Origin of the sequence: Nocardioides psychrotolerans, assembly GCF_900113685.1 — a bacterium.
Taxonomy (GTDB): Bacteria; Actinomycetota; Actinomycetes; order Propionibacteriales; family Nocardioidaceae; genus Nocardioides; species Nocardioides psychrotolerans.
On record NZ_FOQG01000003.1, the window covers coordinates 182,481 to 199,590 of the forward strand.

Genomic DNA, 17,110 nt, shown 5'->3' on the forward strand with positions numbered 1-17,110 from the left:
ATGAGCGACCTCCTCACCTCCGACCGGCTGCCAGGGCTGGTGCAGGGCGGCTACATCATCGCCGCGGTGCTCTTCGTCGGCGCCCTCGCCGGGCTGTCCAAGCACGAGACGGCCAAGCGCGGCAACCTCGCCGGCATGGCCGGCATGGGCATCGCGCTGGTCGCCACCGTGCTCCTCGCGGCGCGCCAGGCCGAGCTGCCCGACCCGCTCGACCACTGGCGCGGCCTGGGCTCGACGCTCGCGGTGATCGTCGTCGCGATGGCCATCGGCGCCGCGATCGGCGCCTGGCGTGCCCGCACCGTCGAGATGACCCAGATGCCCGAGCTGGTCGCGATCCTGCACAGCTTCGTCGGCCTCGCCGCCGTGCTGGTCGGCATCAACTCCTTCCTCGACCCCGAGGCCCCGACCACCGGGTCGCTGGGTGCGATCCACGAGGTCGAGGTCTTCATCGGCGTCTTCATCGGCGCCGTCACCCTCACCGGCTCGATCGTCGCGAACCTCAAGCTCAGCGCGCGGATGAAGTCGACGCCGCTCGCGCTGCCCGGTCGCCACCTGCTCAACCTCGCGATCATCGTGCTCTCGGTCGCGCTGCTGGTGTGGTTCATGAACACTCCCCACACCGACAACGGCACCTCCCCTGGGATCTGGCCGCTGCTGCTCATGACCGCGCTCGCGCTGCTGCTCGGCTTCCACCTGGTCGCCGCCATCGGCGGCGGCGACATGCCGGTCGTCGTCTCGATGCTCAACAGCTACTCCGGCTGGGCCGCCGCTGCCGCCGGCTTCCTGCTCGACAACGACCTGTTGATCATCACCGGCTCCCTCGTCGGCTCCTCCGGCGCGATCCTGTCCTACATCATGTGCAAGGCGATGAACCGCTCGTTCATCTCCGTCATCGCCGGTGGCTTCGGCTCCGACGGCGCCATCTCCGGGGAGGCCCGCGACTACGGCGAGCACCGCGAGATCCTTGCGGCTGAGGCTGCCGAGCTGCTCGCCGGTGCTTCGTCGGTCGTCATCACACCGGGCTACGGGATGGCGGTCGCCCAGGCGCAGTACCCCGTCGCCGAGCTGACGGCCAAGCTGCGCGCCCGCGGGATCGACGTACGGTTCGGGATCCACCCGGTCGCCGGACGCCTGCCCGGGCACATGAACGTCCTGCTCGCCGAGGCCCGCGTGCCCTACGACATCGTCCTCGAGATGGACGAGATCAACGCCGACTTCCCCACCACCGACGTGGTCCTCGTCATCGGCGCCAACGACACCGTCAACCCCGCCGCCCTCGACGAACCCGGCTCACCCATCGCCGGCATGCCCGTCCTCGAGGTCTGGAACGCCCGCGAGGTCATCGTCTTCAAGCGCTCCATGGCCACCGGCTATGCCGGCGTCCAGAACCCGTTGTTCTTCAAGGACAACTCACGGATGCTCTTCGGCGATGCCAAGGAGCGGGTCGAGGACATCGTGCGAGCGTTGCCGAGCATCTAGCTGCCGTCGCCACCCAGGGGGAAGGTCCCGACGACCTCGTAGCGGGGCCGCTTGCGCGGCCCCTCACCCAGGTGTGAGGCGACCAGGCTGACCTCGTCGACCTGCCAGGGCAGTCCCTCGTAGCCGTCGAGCAGCTGCACCCAGCGCGTCACCTCGGTGGGCCGCCCCAACCGGGCCACCGTCACGTGGGGGTGGAAGCGCTGGCCGTCGGTCTGCGTGCCGGCGGTCGACGCCGCGATGCGGGTGCCCGCGGCCAGGCGCTCGAACTCCTTGCGCACGCCCTCGGTCAGCGACAGCCCGGCGTAGAGCACCCGGGCGCGGGCGACGTCGGGGAACGCGCCACCACCGGCGACCCGCGTCGCGAACGGCGTACGACGGGCGGCCGCGAGGCCGAGCCGCTCGACGAGGTCGTCGAGCCGGCGCTCCGGGACCGAGGCCATGAAGGCCAGCGTGACGTGCAGGTGCTCCGGGAGCGACCACCGGAAGGTCGCGGCCTCGCGTCGGACCGCGAGGAACTCCTCGAGGTGCCCCAGCACGTCCTCGGGTGGCACCAGGGCCACGAACATCCGCTGGCCCATGTCAGAGGTTGGTGCCGAGCAGCGTCCCGATCGCGTAGGTGATGACCATGGCGAAGATCCCACCGCCCACGTTGCGGGCGACGGCGCGGCCGGCGGGTCCGTAGCCGAAGCGGGCGCTGGCGAAGCCGGTGAGGGCGAGCGCGAGCGCCACCGAGGCGACCGTGACGAGGACGCGGGTGGACTCCGGGAAGAACGCGATCGTCAGCAGCGGCAGCAGCGCCCCGAGCGTGAAGGCGATCATCGAGGCGAACGCGGCGTTCCAGGCAGAGGTGAGGTCGTCGGGGTCGATGCCGAGCTCGATGTCGGCATGGGCCCTGAGCGCGTCGTGGGCGGTGAGCTGCCGGGCCACCTCGAGCGCCGTCGTGTCGTCGAGGCCCTTGTCCCGATAGAGCCCGGCCAGCTCGGCCAGCTCCTCGTCGGGCTCCTCGTGCAGCTCGCGGCGCTCCTTCTCCAGCAGCGCCTTCTCGGAGTCGCGCTGGGTGCTGACCGAGACGTATTCACCAGCCGCCATGCTCATCGCGCCCGCCACCAGTCCCGCGACGCCGGCCACGACGATGGCCGTGCGGTCGGTCGTGGCACCGGCGACGCCGACCACGAGCCCGGCCGTCGACACGATGCCGTCGTTGGCGCCGAGGACTCCCGCGCGCAGCCAGTTGAGCCGGCTGCGCATCCCCTCGCCGTGCGGCTCGTCGTCGTGGGGCCCGACCTCGACGTCGACTGTCTCAGCACTCATGGGTCGATCTTCCTAGGTCGCTCGGGGGCTCGCAAGGAAGGCGAGGCTGGGCTGGGGGTGTCGGCGGGATGCATGAGTACCCGGACATCCGGGGACTCCTCACACCTGTCCGCCAACTTCCCCGGGCAGTTCGCGACCGGCCCGGCCGGTCTGTGCGTGACCTCGAGCGCAAGCGCGCCGAACTGCCGACGTTCCGCACGCGACGTACGACGGCGGGACGCACGGCGGCGTACGACGGCGGGCTGGCGCTGGACTCAGAGCCCCAGGTCCCGCCCGATGAGCTCCTTCATGATCTCGTTGGAGCCGGCCCAGATCTTGGAGACGCGGGCGTCGCGCCAGGCGCGCGCGACGCGATACTCGTTCATGAAGCCGTAGCCGCCGTGCAGCTGGACGCAGTGGTCGAGGACGTCGTTCTGCACCTGGGAGGTCCACCACTTGGCCTTGGCCGCGTCGACCGGCGTGAGCTCCTTCTTGGTGTGCGCGAGCACGCACTGGTCGACGTAGGCCTGGGTGACCTCGATCTGGGTGACCAGCTCGGCGATGAGGAACTTGTTGTGCTGGAACGAGCCGATGCTGGCCCCGAAGGCCTTGCGATCGATCGAGTAGGCGATGGTCTCGCCGAGGATCTGCTTGACGTGGGCGAGGTTGGAGATCGCGCAGCCGAGCCGCTCCTGCGGGAGGTTCTGCATCATGTGGATGAAGCCGTTGTCGAGCTCGCCGACGATGTCGTCGTCGGTGACGCGGAGGTTCGAGAAGTTGAGCTCGGCGGTGTCGGACTCGTCCTGACCGACCTTGTCGAGCTTGCGGCCCCGACCGAAGCCCTCGGCCGCGGTGGGCAGCGCGAAGAGCGTGATGCCCTTGGCCTTCTTCTCCGGGCTCGTGCGGACCGCGGTGACGACCAGGTCGGCGGAGTAGCCGTTGGTGATGAAGGTCTTGGAGCCGTTGACCACCCAGTCGTCACCGTCGCGGACGGCGGTGGACTTGAGAGCGGCCAGGTCGGAGCCCCCGGACGGCTCGGTCATGCCGATGGCGAGCAGCATCTCGCCCGCGGCGACGCCGGGCAGCCAACGCTGCTTCTGCTCGTCGTTGCAGAGCCCGACGATGTAGGGCGCGGTGATGTCGGCGTGGATGCCCCAGCACGAGCCGAGCGCGGCGTTGACCTTGGAGAGCTCCTCGGCCATGACCGCGTTGAACCGGTAGTCGCCCGCCTCCGCGCCGCCGTACTGCTCAGGGATCTCCAGGCCGAGGAAGCCCTGCTTGCCGGCCTCGAGCCAGAACTCGCGCGGCAGCGCCTTGTCGATGGCGTGCTGCTCGACGTGGGGCACCACCGACCGGTCCAGGAACTCCTTGACGGACGCTCGGAATGACTCGTGGTCCTCGTCGTAGATCTCGCGCTTCATGACCCCATCCTACCGATGGGTAACGTAAGCCGCAGGAAGGCCCAGCGCGAGGACCAGGACGGTCGCGCCGGCGGCGAGCACCACCACCGGAGCCGCCGTACGACGAAGGGTCGCCGGCCGCAGCGAGCACCCGAGGGCGAACATCGCCGCCGCGAGCGCGGCCGACTGCACGGCCCCGGCCGACGCGAGGACGAGCTCAGGCACGGGGAGGGTGGAGCGCAGCACCACCAGACCCACGAAGGCCAGCACGAAGAGCGGCACCAGCGGCGGCCGCATGCCGGCCACGGAGGAGGCCGAGCGGCGCTCGTGCCACGAGACCACGGCCAGCACGGGGGCCAGCAGGAGCACCCGTCCGAGCTTGACGACCACGGCGACCTGGAGCGCACCTCCGCCGACCAGGCCACCGGCGACGACGACCTGGCCCACCTCGTGGACCGACGCGCCGGCCCAGGCTCCGGTCGCCTCGGCGCCGATGCCCAGCCAGGAGCCGAGCAGGGGCACCAGGAACATTGCCAGGCTGCCGAAGACCACGACCAGGGAGACGACCACGGCGACCGTCTCGTCACGGGAGCGACGCACACCCTGGAGCGCCCCGACCGCGGCTGCTCCACAGATCGAGAACCCGGCGGCGACCAGCAGGGCTGTCTCGGCCGGCACCCCCAGCACCCGCGCGAACGCCAGGCTGCCCAGGATGCCGACGCCCACGACGCCCACGACCACGAGCAGCACCGGCCAGCCGAGGCCGACGACGTCGGAGAGGACCAGCTGGAGCCCCAGCAGTGCGACCCCGACCCGCAGCAGCCGCCGTGAGGCGACCTGGAGACCGGGTCCGAGCACCGGCGCCGCGGTCGCCCCGGCCGTCGCCGCGACCAGGCCCAGCACGATCGCCACGAGGGTGGGGCTCAGCACCGGCACGACCGCGTGCACCCCGAGAGAAACGGCGGCGCCCGCTGCCGCGAGGCCCAGGCCGGGCAGCGAGCGGGGAAGGGTGGCCATGGCGTCGAGTCTCGTCGTGCCGCTCCGGCTGCAGTAGCCCTCAACCGGGACCATGCTCATGCCCTATTGATATGAGCCTGGGTCAGGGCATATCGTCCAGGCATGACCACGCGGCCGGACGTGACGGCGCTCGAGCTGCTCGTGCGCGTCGCGGAGACCGGATCGCTCGGCGCCGCCGCACGGGCGATGTCGATGGCGCAGCCCAACGCCAGCAGATCCCTCACACGCCTCGAGCGCCGTCTCGACCTCCGGCTCCTCGTGCGCAGCACCAGCGGCTCCCGGCTCACCACCGAAGGCCAGGTCGTCGCGGCCTGGGCCCGGGACGCGCTGACGGCCCTCGATCGCGTCGCCCTCGGTGCCCGGTCGCTGGTCGCCGAGCAGGCAGCCCAGCTGACGGTGTCGGCGAGCCTGACGGTGGCGGAGTACCTCGCGCCCCGCTGGCTCGCGGCCTTCCGTCGCGCCCACCCGGACCAGCACGTCAGCCTCGACGTCGGGAACTCCGGGCGGGTGCTCGACCAGGTCCTCGCCGGCCGCGCCTCGCTGGGGTTCGTCGAGTCGCCGTCCGTGCCGCGCACGGTCACCTCGACCGTCGTGGCCCGCGACACCCTCGTGGTGGTCGTCGCCCCGTCCCACCCCTGGGCCCGTCGGCGCACCCCCCTGCGCCCCGCCGACCTCGTCGCCGCCGACCTGGCGCTGCGCGAGGCCGGCTCCGGCACGCGCGAGACGCTCGAGCGCGCCCTGGCCAAGGCCGGGCTGGCGCTCGGTGCGGCCCAGCTCGAGCTGGCCAGCACAGCGGCCCTGAAGGCTGCGGCGAGCGAGGGCGAGACCCCGGCCGTCCTCAGTGAGCTGTCCGTGGTCGCGGAGGTGATGACCGGCCAGCTGGTCGTCGTAGCGGTGCGAGACCTGGACCTGACCCGCGCGCTGCGTGCCGTGTGGCTGCCGAGCCGCCGCCCCAGCGGCGCCAGCGCGGAACTGCTGGCGATCGCGAGGGCCCAGGGCGGGTCCTAGGGTTTCAGCGCAGGTCGTCCACCTGCACGACGTCCCCGGGGTCCGGAGGCTCGACCAGGGTGCCGTCGTCGAAGCCGTAGAGCTCGGCGCTGCCGCGACCGGCGCCACCCAGCTCCATCGCGACGATCCGATGCGGCTCGTCGACGGTCACCGCCACGCCCACGCGGGTGCCGTCGTCACGCGCCCCCTCGAGCCGTACGACGGCGACGCCGGCGAGCTCGCCGGGTCCGGTGTTGAGCCACGTCAGGTCCCGAGGACTGCCGACGAAGGCTCGGTAGGGGGCGTCGATGTCGCAGAACCGGTCGAGCTCGGCTGAGGAGGTGAGGCGGATCCAGGTGTCGCCGAGGTTGGCGACCAGCGGGCCCTCGAAGACCAGTGGCCAGTAGCCCTCGTCGGGACGGATCCACACCTCGCCGGACACACGGAGCACCTGGACGCTGGCGCCCGCCGTCGTGACGGTGCCCGCGCAGTCACCGGCCCGGGTGACGACCAGGTCCCTCGTCTCCTTCACGCCGCCGGCGTACTCGGTCGTGCGCAGCCGCATCGACGACAAGTCGGCCATGTCGGACTCCGCGGCGGCGAGCACCGACAGCGGCGTCTCCTCCTCGAAGCCGGCGCAACCGACCAGTGACAGGCCCAGTGACAAGACCAGCGGGAGCATGAGCAGGGACGCGCCCGGGACCGCACGGCTCGGGCCTCTCATCGACTGAGCAGGCTCTCCACCCATGCCGGCACCAGCTCGCCGGCGGGCCCGTGGCGCGCCTCGGCGAAGAAGTCGGTGCCCTCGCTGGGCTGCAGGTTGAGCTCCAGGGTGCGTGCGCCGTAGGACGCCGCGGCCTGCACGAAGCCGGCCGCCGGGTAGACGGCACCCGAGGTCCCGATCGACACGAACAGGTCGGCACGGAGCAGCGCGTGGTGGATGCGTTCCATCTCGTAGGGGATCTCGCCGAACCACACGACGTCGGGGCGCAGCTCGCTCACGCCGCAGCGCGGGCAGGGCGGGTGGTCGACGAGGTCGCTGGTCCACGGGCTGCGCTGGCGACACCCACGACACAGCGCCGAGTTCAGCTCGCCGTGCATGTGCAGGACCCGGCTCGACCCGGCGCGCTCGTGGAGGTCGTCGATGTTCTGCGTGACGACGAGCAGCTGCTCGCCGAAGGACTCCTCGAGGCGGGCCAGCGCGTGGTGGGCCTGGTTGGGCTCGACCAGGAGCAGCGCGGCGCGGCGGGCGTCGTAGAAGCGATGCACGGTCGTCGGCTTGAGGTCGTAGGCCTCCGGGGTCGCGACGTCCTCGACCCGGTGGCCCTCCCAGAGACCGTCGGCGTCACGGAAGGTCGGCACCCCGCTCTCGGCGGAGATGCCGGCGCCGGTGAGCACCACGATCCTCACGGCTGGTCCCCCGGCGGCGCTCGGCGGTGCGACGTCACGACGTAGCCACCACCGTCGACCCATGGACCACGATCCCACGTCGCCCAGCGCTCGACCGGCTGCAGGCCGGCGCGCGAGAACGCCGCGTCGACGTCGGCGAGCGGCGTCACCGGGCAGTCGCCCGGGAGGTGGTCCTCGTCGAGCCCGAAGCCGCAGACGACCAGTCCGCCGCCGTCCGTGTGCGCAGCGAGGCGGGCAGCGACCGCATCGAGGGTCCCGGGCTCGAGCAGTGGGATCACGTTGCCGGCGACCAGCAACAGGTCGAAGAGCTGCCCGAGGTCCATCGTGGCCAGGTCGACCACACGCCAGTCCAGCGTCGGCGCCTCCTGCTCCGCGACGCGCAGCATGGACGCGTCGACGTCGGCCCCCACCACCTCGAAACCCAGGCTCGCGAGGTGCACCGCGATCCGACCCGTGCCGCAACCGGCATCCAGCACCCGCGCCGGGGGCGGTCCCGCCAGAGCGGTCACCAGCCCCGCCTCGCCGTGGATGTCGGAGCCGTCGGCCGCGAGGGCGCGGAACCGCTCGGCGTACGCCGTGGCGTAGGCCTCGCCGTTGGTCTCGGTCGCGATGCGTTCCCAGAGACTCATGGGGCCACCGCGTAGTCGAAGTCGACGCGCAGGCCACGGATCTTCGTCACCGTCGCGATGACCTTGCCCGAGCCGGTGTTGGGCGTGACCGTGCAGGTCAGCTGCTCGCCGACCCTGCCGAGGAGCTCGTCGGGGCAGACCACCTCGTCGACGACGAACTCCTCCCCGGTCAGCGCCTCGAGCAGCTCCTGGGCGACCCGGTCGGCGGAGACCACGAGCACGCTGTCGATGCGGACCTCCTCGGCGACGACCTCGGTGACGCTCACGCGGACCGTGGCCCGCTGCCGGTCGACCTGGACACGACACTCCTCGGCGGCACCTCTCGTCGCGGGGAGCTCGCCCTCGCACGTCACCCGCACGGTCGTCGTGTCGTCCTTCGCGGGATACATGCCGGCGACCTGTGACTCCAGCTCGCTCTGGCTGATGCTCGGGGCTGCGGCGTCCTCCGGCGGCTCTCCACACGCCGAGAGGGTCGCCAGCAGTGCGGTGGCCGCAGCCGTCGACACGGGGCGGCGGGCGGCGGCACGCCACGAGAATGCGCTCACGGTCACACGATGACACCCTGCGCCCGCGCGGGGAGCAGGACCCCGTCGTTGCGGCTCAGCCGACGGCGGCCGGCTCGGCCGGGCGCACCGTCCGCCGCCGCCACCAGCTCGCAAGGGCCAGCCCGGTGGCGACGTCCCACAGGCCCCACAGGGCGGCGACGAACACGACCCCGCCGAGGTCGGAGAAGAAGGCGAGGGCGAGCACCACACCGAGGGCGGTGTTGCGCACGCCCAGCTCGAAGGTCATCGCCCTGACGCCCGCGGACGGGAGACGACACGCGCGGCCGGTCACGTAGCCGACGCCGAGGGCCAGGGCGTTGTGGGCGACGATCGGCACGGCGACCAGACCGAGGTAGTTGACGAGCACGTCCATCTGGGCGGCGGCGCCGCCGACCACGACGAAGAGCAGCAGCACCAGGGTGCCGGGCTCGACGACCTTCCGAGCGCGGGCCGCCATCGCCGGCCACCGCCAGGCCGCGAACATGCCGAGCGCGAAGGGCAGCCCGATGAGCAGCGCGACCTCGACCATCAGCGTCCAGGGGTCGATCGAGACGTCGCGCAGGAGATCGGCGGCGGCGGGGTTGAGACCGGACCAGAAGGCGAAGGACAGGGGCGTCAGCACGACGGCGAGGAGGTTGGACAGCCCGGTCAGCGAGATGGAGAGGGCCACGTCGCCGCGGGCGCGGTGGGTGAGCAGGTTGGACAGGTTGCCGGCCGGGCAGCAGGCCACGAGCAGCATGCCGATCGCGATCGAGCCGCGGACGCCGAGGGCGAGGGTGAGAAGCAGGGCCAACCCGGGCGCGACGGCGTACTGCGCCGCGAGGCCGATGGCCATCACCCAGGGACGGCGGACCACGTCACGAAGATCCTCTGCCCGGGTGTCGAGGGCGACCCCGAACAGGAAGAGCCCGACCACGATCTTCACGGCGAGCTGGAAGCTCTGGGGCAGCTCGAGGCTCAACTGGTCGATGTCGACCAGCTGCACCAACTGGCAGTGGAGTGTCATGTGACACAAGACTGACAGATGAGGCCTTCCAGCGCTAGAGTCCCGGCGTGACCGACCCTCGAACCGCCCAGATCGTCACCTCCCGTGTCGACAGCTCCCAGCCGCGGTTCGTCGGCTACCCCCAGGCACCCGCCGGGGCGCCGAACGTCGTGATGGTGGTCCTCGACGACGTCGGGTTCGCCCAGCTCGGCTGCTTCGGGGCCACGATCCGCACCCCGAACATCGATCGGCTGGCGAGCCAGGGTCTGCGCTACAACCGCTTCCACGTCACCTCGGTGTGCTCCTCGACCCGCGCCGCGCTGCACACCGGGCGCAATCACCACGCGGTCGGCATGGGACTCACCGAGGAGGCCTCGCTCGGCTTCCCGGGCTACACCGGGCGCATCCCCCCGTCGGCCGCGATGCTGGCGCGCGTGCTGCGCGACGCCGGCTACAACACGATGTCGGTCGGCAAGTGGCACCTGACCCCGCAGCCGGAGTACTCCGCCGCTGGGCCGTTCCACCGGTGGCCCCTCGGGATGGGCTTCGAGCGCTTCTACGGGTTCCTCGGCGCGGAGACCAGCCAGTGGGCGCCCGAGCTGGTCCGTGACAACACCCCGGTCGAGCCGCCACGGACCCCCGAGGAGGGCTACCACCTGACCGAGGACCTCGTCGACGAGGCGATCCGGATGGTCCAGGACCAGCAGCAGGCCGAGGCGCGCAAGCCCTTCTTCCTGCACCTCGCGACCGGCGCCGCCCACGCACCTCACCAGGTGAGCGAGGAGTGGGTGACGCCCTATGCTGGCGAGTTCGACGACGGATGGGAGGCCTGGCGCGAGCGGGTCTTCGCCCGCCAGCTGGCCGCCGGTGTCGTCCCCGACGGGACCGTCCTGACCCCACGCCCCTCGTGGGTGCCCGAGTGGGAGGGACTCCCGGAGGACCAGCGTCGGCTCTTCGCCCGCTACATGGAGGTGTTCGCCGGCTTCATGACCCACACCGACCACCACCTCGGCCTCCTCTTCACCTACCTCGAGGAACGCGGCATCGCCGAGGACACCATCGTGACGGTCCTCTCCGACAACGGCGCCAGCGCCGAGGGCGGCGTCACCGGGACCATGAACGAGGCCGCGGGCTGGCTCGGCCAGACCGAGCCCGTCGAGGACGCCATCGCGCGCACCGACGAGATCGGTGGCCACGATGCCTACAACCACTACCCCTTCGGCTGGGCGTGGGCCGGCAACACCCCGCTGCGGCTCTGGAAGCGGCACGCCTGGCTGGGCGGAGTTCGCACCCCGCTCGTCGTCCGGTGGGGAGCGCGGATCACCGACCCGGGCGGGGTGCGCGAGCAGTTCTGCCACGCGGTCGACATCTTCAGCACCGTCCTGGACGCAGCAGGGGTCCCCGTGCCGGTGGCCGTCGACGGCGTCACCCAGCAGCCGGTCGACGGTGCCTCGCTGCTGCCCTCCTTCGACAACGCCGCGGCAGCCGAGCACCGGCCGCTGCAGTACTTCGAGATGATGGGCTCGCGGGCGATGTACCTCGACGGCTGGAAAGCCGTGACCGACCACGTCGCCCAGCAGTTCGGGGAACGCGACGTGATCCCCGGCAGCTTCGACTTCGACACCGACCGCTGGTCGCTGTTCCGGCTGACCGACGACTTCTCCGAGTCCCAGGATCTTGCCGGAGCGCACCCCGAGGTCGTCAAGCGGCTCGAGCAGCTGTGGTGGGCCGAGGCCGGTCGCAACCAGGTCCTGCCGCTCTTCGAGTTCCCCGAGTCGATGGCCCACATGCATCCGGGCGAGTTCGCGCAACCGCACCACACGACGTACACACCGGGCGGCGGGCCCGTCCCGACCACCCAGATGCCCTCGCTCGTGGGCGGCTTCGAGCTCAGCGCCGAGGTCGTCGTCGCGGCCGGAGACGAGGGGATCCTCGTCGCGATCGGCGACCGTCACGGCGGCTGGGCCTGCTACCTGCTCGACGGACACCCGGTGGCGACGTTCGCCATGCTCGACACCACCACGCGACTCTTCGGTCAGGACGCGCTGGCGCCGGGGCGGCACGTGGTGAGCCTGCGCTACACGCCAGGTCGCGACGCTTCGGTGTCCCTGCACGTCGACGACAGCGAGTGCGCACGGGCGCCCTTCGCCGGACTGATGTTCCTGCCCAACCTCTCGACCTCCGGGACCGGTCTGCTGATCGGACGCGACCGCGGGCTGGCGGTGTGCGCCGACTACAGCCCACCGTTCGTCTTCACCGGCGACCTGCAACGCGTCGACCTGCGCAGTGGCCGCCCGGGAGCGCGGCCGGACGACGGCACGCTCCTGCGCAGCGCCCTGGCCTCGGACTAGAGAGCGGCTGCATGAGCGCACGAGCGGAACCTTCCTCCGAGCCGACTCCCGAGCCGCGCCTCGGACTGCGTGAGCGGCGCCGGAACACCACCCGACGCTCCCTGGAGGACGCCGCGCTCCGCCTCTTCGCACGCGACGGGTTCGACGCCACCACGGTCGAGGCCATCGCGGCCGAGGCCGACGTCTCCCCGCGCACGTTCTTCCGCTACTTCGCCGCCAAGGACGAGGTGCTCAACCCCGATCGTCGCGCGCGCCAAGCACTCCTGCGCGAGGCAGTCGCCGCAGCCCCGGCCGGGCTCGACGACCTCGCCACGGCCTTCGTCGCACTGGCCGCCGTCGCCGACGACCTGGCCGCCGACCGGGAGATGCTCCTGCTCCAGCGACAGGCCGTCGTGACCTCCGCCCTGCTGCGGGGGCGCACCTACGACGTGTTGCTGTCGTGGCAGCACACGCTGACAGCGGCACTCGCAGACCGACGAGGCGTCCCTCACGACGACCTCGCCGCGCTCAGCGTCGCCGCAGCCGCGACCGGGGTCTGGCAGGCCGCCATCGGGCGCTGGCTCGACGCCGAGGACACCGACCTCGGCGACCTCCTGACCAAGGCCTGCTCCAGCCTCGGTGGACGACCCGACGGGACGTGACGAGTCGGCGCCGGGACTTGCCTCCGCGGTGCCGTCCTTCCCCGATCAGGCAAGGTTGCTGACGTGAGTCACGCGAGCTTCACCTACGACAACCGCACCGGCCGGGGCCCGGGACGCGCAGTGCGGACGATGAGCGCGGTGCTGCCGGGGGTCGCTCGGGTGTGGAACCAGGTCGAGCCCTACGCGGAGGCCTGGCGAGCCCACAACCTCCAGACGCTCGACCTGCCCGGCCGGCGCTGGATCGTCCTGGGCGACTCGATGTCCCAGGGCATCGGCGCGACGTCGTACGACGCCGGCTGGGTGGGCCAGCTCGCGCAGCGGCTGGCGACGAGCGGCGACGACCTCCGTGTGATCAACCTGTCCGCGACCGGCGCCGGAGTGCCCGACGTGCTCGACCAGCAGCTCCCGGCCCTGGATCGGATCGGCGTGTGCGAGAACGACCTGGTGACCGTGCTGGTCGGGTCCAACGATCTCTTCGGCCGCCGCGCCAAGCGCGACCGGCTCCCGGACGGCTTCGCCGCGATGGTCGACCGGGTGCCCCCCGGCACGGCGGTCGCCACGCTCCCGCAGCCGAGCGGCGCGGCCACGCGGGCCAACGTGCACGTCGAGCGGGCCGCGGCGTCAGGCCGGATCGTCATGGTCGACCTCCGAGTCACCGGTCCCGCGTCGTGGAAGGGGCGGCTCGCGAGCGACTTCTTCCACCCCAACGATGCCGGATACGCCGCGATCGCCACCGCCTTCGAGCCGGTGGTGCGGGCACGGCTGACCTGACCGGGTCGGATCAGTGGGACCAGGGGAAGTCGGCACGTTCGGAGCCGCTCGACGACAGACGCATGGCTGGCTGACCTTGGGTCGCCGGACCAGGTGCTCCACCGCTGCCTGCGGCCGGGACAGGCTCACCAGCTCCCCGTTGCAGATCCTTCAAGCATGGAGCGACACCGGTTGAACGCGCTACGCTCGCGACTGGATGCTCATGGAGGGTCCAGGAGCTTGTTGCGGGGTGGGGGCAAGGATCCATGAACGATGACATGTTCTCGTCGGCGACGCCGGCGAAGGCGTCGACCGGAATAGCCGGCCTCGACGAAATCACGCTCGGAGGGCTCCCGCAGGGGCGGGTCGCGCTGGTGTGCGGGGGACCCGGTGACGGCAAGAGCCTGCTGGCCATGCAGTTCCTCGTGTCCGGGGCCTCCGAGTCGGGGGAGCCGGGGGTGTTCGTCAGCTTCGAGGAGACCGCATCTGAGCTGGTCGCGAACGCCGCCTCGCTGAATTGGGGGCTGGCGAGCCTGGTCGAGCGGGGCCTGTTGGAGATCGAGCACGTGCGCGTCGACCCGGGCGAGCTGAACAGGGTCGGCGAGTACGACCTGGAGGCCTTGTTCATCCGCCTGGACCACGCGATCGCTGCGGTCGGCGCCAAGCGCGTGGCGTTGGACTCGGTCGAGAAGTTGTTCGGGGGGTTGGGCGACGAGTCCCTGCTGCGCGGGGAGTTGCAACGCCTGTTCGCCTGGCTGAAGGACCGCGGGGTGACGGCGGTGGTGACCGCCGAGCGCGGCGCGAACACGCTGACTCGTCATGGGCTCGAGGAGTACCTCTCGGACTGCGTGATCCTGCTCGACCACCGCGTCGAGGCAGAGGTCTCCACACGGCGGTTGCGGATCGTGAAGTACCGCGGCTCCTCCCACGGGTCCAACGAGTACCCCTTCACCATCGACGCCGACGGCTTCAGCGTCTTCCCGCTGACCTCCGTGGAACTCAAGAGCGAGGCGCCGACCACCCGCGTGAACACCGGGGTGCCGCGCCTGGACGAGATGCTCGGCGGCGGCTACTTCAGTGGCTCCACCGTGCTGGTCAGTGGTGGGCCGGGATCCGGCAAGACGAGCCTGGCGGGGGTGTTCGTGTCCGCGGCGTGCCGACGCGGGGAGCGCTGCCTCTACCTGGCACTGGAGGAGTCGGCCAGCCAGCTGACCCGCAACCTGACCTCGATCGGGGTCGAGTTCGACCCGTTCCTGCGCGACGGCACGCTCGAGATCGTTCCACGCAAGCCGTCGGAGTCCGGGCTCGAGACCCACCTGGCGGTGATCCACAAGGCGGTGTCCACCTACGGACCCACGACGGTCATCATCGATCCGCTGAGTGCGTTCGCCGGCCAGCATCGCGGGGTCAAGTCGATGCTCGCGCGCCTGATCGACTTCCTCAAAATGCGCGGCATCACGGTGCTCCTCACGACGCTGATCAAGGAGGATGACCGCGATCCGATCGGGATCTCGAGCCTGGTGGACACCTGGCTGTTGCTGTCCCACCACGAGTTCCTGGGCGAGCGCAACCGCGGGATCCTCGTGCAGAAGTCGCGCGGGTCGACGCATTCCCACCAGCGCCGCGAGTTCCTGCTGGGCAACTCGGGCATCGAGATCGTGGACGCCTACGCCGGCGCGGGGGGGTTGTTGATGGGAAGCGCGCGGGTCGAGGCGCAGCAACGCGATCTGGCGGACCGTTTGGAACGCGATCGGATGCTCGAGGCCGCCGCGCGCCGGAGCGGGGCGGCGCAAGCCGTCGTGCTCGCGCAGATAGCCGCGCTGGAGGCGCAGCTGGAGACGGACCGAGCGGCGACCGACGCCGAGATGGAAGACCGACTGGACCGCGGGGCGGTACTCGCCGCGGAGGAACGCGCCCGGCTGGAGGTGCGCTCCTCGAGCGGCGGCCCAAGCGCCGGACCGCCGTGAACTTCACCCCGGAGATCGATCCCGGTGCCGCGCCTGGGGCTGAGCAGCCGCCGGAAAAATACCTCCTGGCCCTCTACCTCGTCCCCGGCAGCCAGGCGTCGCGGCGCGCGGTGGCCAACGTGCGCGCGATCTGCGACGAGCTGCTCCCGGAGCGCTACACCCTCGAGGTGATCGACCTGCGCGAGCACCCGGAGCTCGCCCGCGAACTCCACCTCCTCGCCGCTCCCACCCTCATCAAGAAGCACCCGCCGCCCGAGGTCCGCCTGATCGGTGACCTGTCCAACCGTCACGAGGTACTCGCGGCGCTCGGCCTCACCACCCCGACGACCTCCCCTCGGGGGGGCAGCTACGCGGATCTGGCCGCACGGCTGGCCGTCGCCGAGGGGGCGCTCGATGCCGTGGCGGCCGGTGCGGTGGACGCGCTGGCCTCCGAACGCGCCGCAGGCACGGAGATGATCGGGGTGCACGACGTCGACAGGTTCTTCCGGACACTCGTGACCCAGATGCAGGAGGCCACCGCGAGCCTGGACCCCACCGGCACCGTGCTCTACGCCAACCCGCGTTTCGCCGAGCTCGTGGGCCTGACGTCCACCGAGGTGCTGGGGCGCACCTTGACGGAGCTGACGGCCAAGCCCGCGCAGGAGGGGGCACGGGCGCTGCTCGCGGAGGCGGAGCACGGCCCGACGCGTCACACCCTCGAGCTGCTCCGCGCCGACGGACACCTCGTGCCCGTGTCCGTCTCGGCAGCCCCACTGGCTCCCGAGGGAGACGAAATCTGCCTGGTGGCCACCGACCTCACCGAGCGGAGCCGCCTCCTCGCCGAGAAGACCGCAGCCAACGACGGCCTCCTCGCGGCGAACGAGACCATGCGTGATTTCATCGCCGTCGCCTCCCACGACCTGCGGACCCCGATCGCGGTGATCGCGGGCTATGCCGAGCTCCTGACCAAGGAATGGGCGACACTGCGCGAGCAGGACAAGCGGGAATTCCTCGCCGTCATCGACCGCCAATCCCGACACCTGGTCGCGCTCACGTCTGACCTGCTCGAGGTGTCCAGAATCGAGAGTGGTGAGCTGGACACGCGGCCCGAACCGATCGGATTGCGGGAGGCCATCGGGCGGTGCCTGGAAGCCGTCGGCCAGGACGGCGCGAACGTGTCGGTGTCCTGTCCACCGGATCTGGTCGTCCTGGTCGACCCCCTTCACCTGGCCCGCATCCTGGAGAACTACCTGACCAACGCCGTCAAGTATGGCGAGCCGCCGGTGCGGATCGAGGCGACGCGGGGGCGCGGCGCCGTCGAGGTCCATGTCATCGATCATGGGCCGGGGGTCCCACCAGAGTTCGTGCCAAGGCTGTTCGACAAGTTCGCCCGCGCCGACACCCCGGCGACGAACGCACAGACCGGCACGGGTCTCGGTCTGTCGATCGCGTATGGACTGGCCGAGGCGAACGGCGGGCAGACCAGCTATGAACCCAATTCCCCCACAGGCTCGTGTTTCCGCGTCCGCCTACGCCCCGCCGACGACCACCAACAGGGCATGGATCCTTCGTAGCGGCACGACGCGTCGAAGTCGGAGATCGCGTTGTCTGCGGAATGTGCTGCTGACCAGCACAAACGCGCTGGTGGTCGTTGGCCGCAGTCTGTCGCCGGCGGTCGTC

16 protein-coding genes are annotated in these 17,110 nt (G+C 71.3%); 7 read left to right on the forward strand and 9 right to left on the reverse strand.

Annotated elements, in window-relative coordinates; genetic code table 11:
• On the forward strand, window positions 1-1,479 hold the full coding sequence (pntB, locus tag BM204_RS05290; protein ID WP_091111013.1) for a Re/Si-specific NAD(P)(+) transhydrogenase subunit beta: 1,479 nt from the start codon (window positions 1-3) through the stop codon (window positions 1,477-1,479).
• On the opposite strand, the gene thpR is transcribed toward pntB, so the two are convergent.
• The 4 genes from thpR to BM204_RS05310 all read right to left on the reverse strand — a co-directional run bounded on the left by thpR (window position 1,476) and on the right by BM204_RS05310 (window position 5,186).
• Window positions 1,476-2,057 (reverse strand): RNA 2',3'-cyclic phosphodiesterase, encoded by a 582-nt coding sequence (gene thpR / locus BM204_RS05295; protein WP_091111015.1) that lies wholly within the window; start codon window positions 2,055-2,057, stop codon window positions 1,476-1,478. The genes pntB and thpR overlap by 4 nt on opposite strands.
• A 1-nt stretch (window position 2,058) precedes the next feature.
• Window positions 2,059-2,790, reverse strand: coding sequence for a VIT1/CCC1 transporter family protein (locus BM204_RS05300; RefSeq protein WP_091111017.1), 732 nt, complete (start codon window positions 2,788-2,790; stop codon window positions 2,059-2,061).
• A 254-nt stretch (window positions 2,791-3,044) separates the two neighbouring features.
• Complete coding sequence (locus tag BM204_RS05305) at window positions 3,045-4,190, reverse strand: acyl-CoA dehydrogenase family protein (protein ID WP_091111018.1); 1,146 nt, start codon at window positions 4,188-4,190, stop codon at window positions 3,045-3,047.
• A 9-nt stretch (window positions 4,191-4,199) separates the two neighbouring features.
• Complete coding sequence (locus BM204_RS05310) at window positions 4,200-5,186, reverse strand: YeiH family protein (RefSeq protein WP_246166075.1); 987 nt, start codon at window positions 5,184-5,186, stop codon at window positions 4,200-4,202.
• A 102-nt stretch (window positions 5,187-5,288) separates the two neighbouring features.
• Between BM204_RS05310 and BM204_RS05315 the strand changes: the two genes are divergently transcribed.
• Window positions 5,289-6,194, forward strand: coding sequence for a LysR substrate-binding domain-containing protein (locus BM204_RS05315; RefSeq protein WP_091111020.1), 906 nt, complete (start codon window positions 5,289-5,291; stop codon window positions 6,192-6,194).
• A 4-nt stretch (window positions 6,195-6,198) separates the two neighbouring features.
• Here BM204_RS05315 and BM204_RS05320 read toward each other — a convergent pair whose 3' ends face one another.
• From BM204_RS05320 to BM204_RS05340, 5 genes are read right to left on the reverse strand one after another with little or no spacing between them, the layout of a single operon-like run.
• Window positions 6,199-6,897 carry a hypothetical protein gene (locus tag BM204_RS05320; protein WP_091111021.1) on the reverse strand — a complete coding sequence of 233 codons (699 nt, stop codon included), beginning with the start codon at window positions 6,895-6,897 and terminating at the stop codon, window positions 6,199-6,201.
• Window positions 6,894-7,583 (reverse strand): NAD-dependent deacylase, encoded by a 690-nt coding sequence (locus BM204_RS05325; protein WP_246166072.1) that lies wholly within the window; start codon window positions 7,581-7,583, stop codon window positions 6,894-6,896. Before BM204_RS05325 ends, BM204_RS05320 begins: the two co-directional genes overlap by 4 nt.
• Window positions 7,580-8,212, reverse strand: coding sequence for a class I SAM-dependent methyltransferase (locus tag BM204_RS05330; protein WP_091111024.1), 633 nt, complete (start codon window positions 8,210-8,212; stop codon window positions 7,580-7,582). Before BM204_RS05330 ends, BM204_RS05325 begins: the two co-directional genes overlap by 4 nt.
• Window positions 8,209-8,757, reverse strand: coding sequence for a DUF4333 domain-containing protein (locus tag BM204_RS05335; RefSeq protein WP_170259097.1), 549 nt, complete (start codon window positions 8,755-8,757; stop codon window positions 8,209-8,211). Before BM204_RS05335 ends, BM204_RS05330 begins: the two co-directional genes overlap by 4 nt.
• Before the next feature lie 55 nt (window positions 8,758-8,812).
• Window positions 8,813-9,763 (reverse strand): bile acid:sodium symporter family protein, encoded by a 951-nt coding sequence (locus tag BM204_RS05340; RefSeq protein ID WP_091111027.1) that lies wholly within the window; start codon window positions 9,761-9,763, stop codon window positions 8,813-8,815.
• A 47-nt stretch (window positions 9,764-9,810) separates the two neighbouring features.
• Here BM204_RS05340 and BM204_RS05345 point away from each other — a divergent pair, with 47 nt between their 5' ends.
• The 5 genes from BM204_RS05345 (at window position 9,811) to BM204_RS05365 (ending at window position 17,004) form a co-directional block, all read left to right on the forward strand.
• Window positions 9,811-12,093: an arylsulfatase gene (locus BM204_RS05345; RefSeq protein WP_218031159.1), complete on the forward strand. Its 2,283-nt coding sequence runs from the start codon at window positions 9,811-9,813 to the stop codon at window positions 12,091-12,093.
• Window positions 12,094-12,104: 11 nt separating this feature from the next.
• Window positions 12,105-12,734, forward strand: a complete 630-nt coding sequence (locus BM204_RS05350) for a TetR family transcriptional regulator (protein ID WP_091111029.1) — start codon at window positions 12,105-12,107, stop codon at window positions 12,732-12,734.
• Between the two features lie 63 nt (window positions 12,735-12,797).
• The gene (locus tag BM204_RS05355) at window positions 12,798-13,505 is read left to right on the forward strand and encodes an SGNH/GDSL hydrolase family protein (RefSeq protein WP_091111030.1); all 708 of its coding nucleotides are present in this window, start codon (window positions 12,798-12,800) and stop codon (window positions 13,503-13,505) included.
• 257 nt (window positions 13,506-13,762) lie between these two features.
• Window positions 13,763-15,451: a circadian clock protein KaiC gene (gene kaiC, locus BM204_RS05360; RefSeq protein WP_246166107.1), complete on the forward strand. Its 1,689-nt coding sequence runs from the start codon at window positions 13,763-13,765 to the stop codon at window positions 15,449-15,451.
• Window positions 15,448-17,004 (forward strand): sensor histidine kinase, encoded by a 1,557-nt coding sequence (locus BM204_RS05365; RefSeq protein WP_091111033.1) that lies wholly within the window; start codon window positions 15,448-15,450, stop codon window positions 17,002-17,004. Before kaiC ends, BM204_RS05365 begins: the two co-directional genes overlap by 4 nt.
• Window positions 17,005-17,110: the final 106 nt, after the last annotated feature.

What these genes read in the sequence shown, in the direction of transcription:
- thpR (WP_091111015.1), bottom strand. Translation starts at nt 2,057, where the DNA reads ATGGGCCAGCGGATGTTCGTGGCCCTGGTGCCACCCGAGGACGTGCTG.
- BM204_RS05300 (WP_091111017.1), bottom strand. Translation starts at nt 2,790, where the DNA reads ATGAGTGCTGAGACAGTCGACGTCGAGGTCGGGCCCCACGACGACGAG.
- BM204_RS05310 (WP_246166075.1), bottom strand. Translation starts at nt 5,186, where the DNA reads ATGGCCACCCTTCCCCGCTCGCTGCCCGGCCTGGGCCTCGCGGCAGCG.
- BM204_RS05340 (WP_091111027.1), bottom strand. Translation starts at nt 9,763, where the DNA reads ATGACACTCCACTGCCAGTTGGTGCAGCTGGTCGACATCGACCAGTTG.
- BM204_RS05305 (WP_091111018.1), bottom strand. Translation starts at nt 4,190, where the DNA reads ATGAAGCGCGAGATCTACGACGAGGACCACGAGTCATTCCGAGCGTCC.
- BM204_RS05315 (WP_091111020.1), top strand. Translation starts at nt 5,289, where the DNA reads ATGACCACGCGGCCGGACGTGACGGCGCTCGAGCTGCTCGTGCGCGTC.
- kaiC (WP_246166107.1), top strand. Translation starts at nt 13,763, where the DNA reads ATGTTCTCGTCGGCGACGCCGGCGAAGGCGTCGACCGGAATAGCCGGC.
- BM204_RS05330 (WP_091111024.1), bottom strand. Translation starts at nt 8,212, where the DNA reads ATGAGTCTCTGGGAACGCATCGCGACCGAGACCAACGGCGAGGCCTAC.
- BM204_RS05350 (WP_091111029.1), top strand. Translation starts at nt 12,105, where the DNA reads ATGAGCGCACGAGCGGAACCTTCCTCCGAGCCGACTCCCGAGCCGCGC.
- BM204_RS05320 (WP_091111021.1), bottom strand. Translation starts at nt 6,897, where the DNA reads ATGAGAGGCCCGAGCCGTGCGGTCCCGGGCGCGTCCCTGCTCATGCTC.
- pntB (WP_091111013.1), top strand. Translation starts at nt 1, where the DNA reads ATGAGCGACCTCCTCACCTCCGACCGGCTGCCAGGGCTGGTGCAGGGC.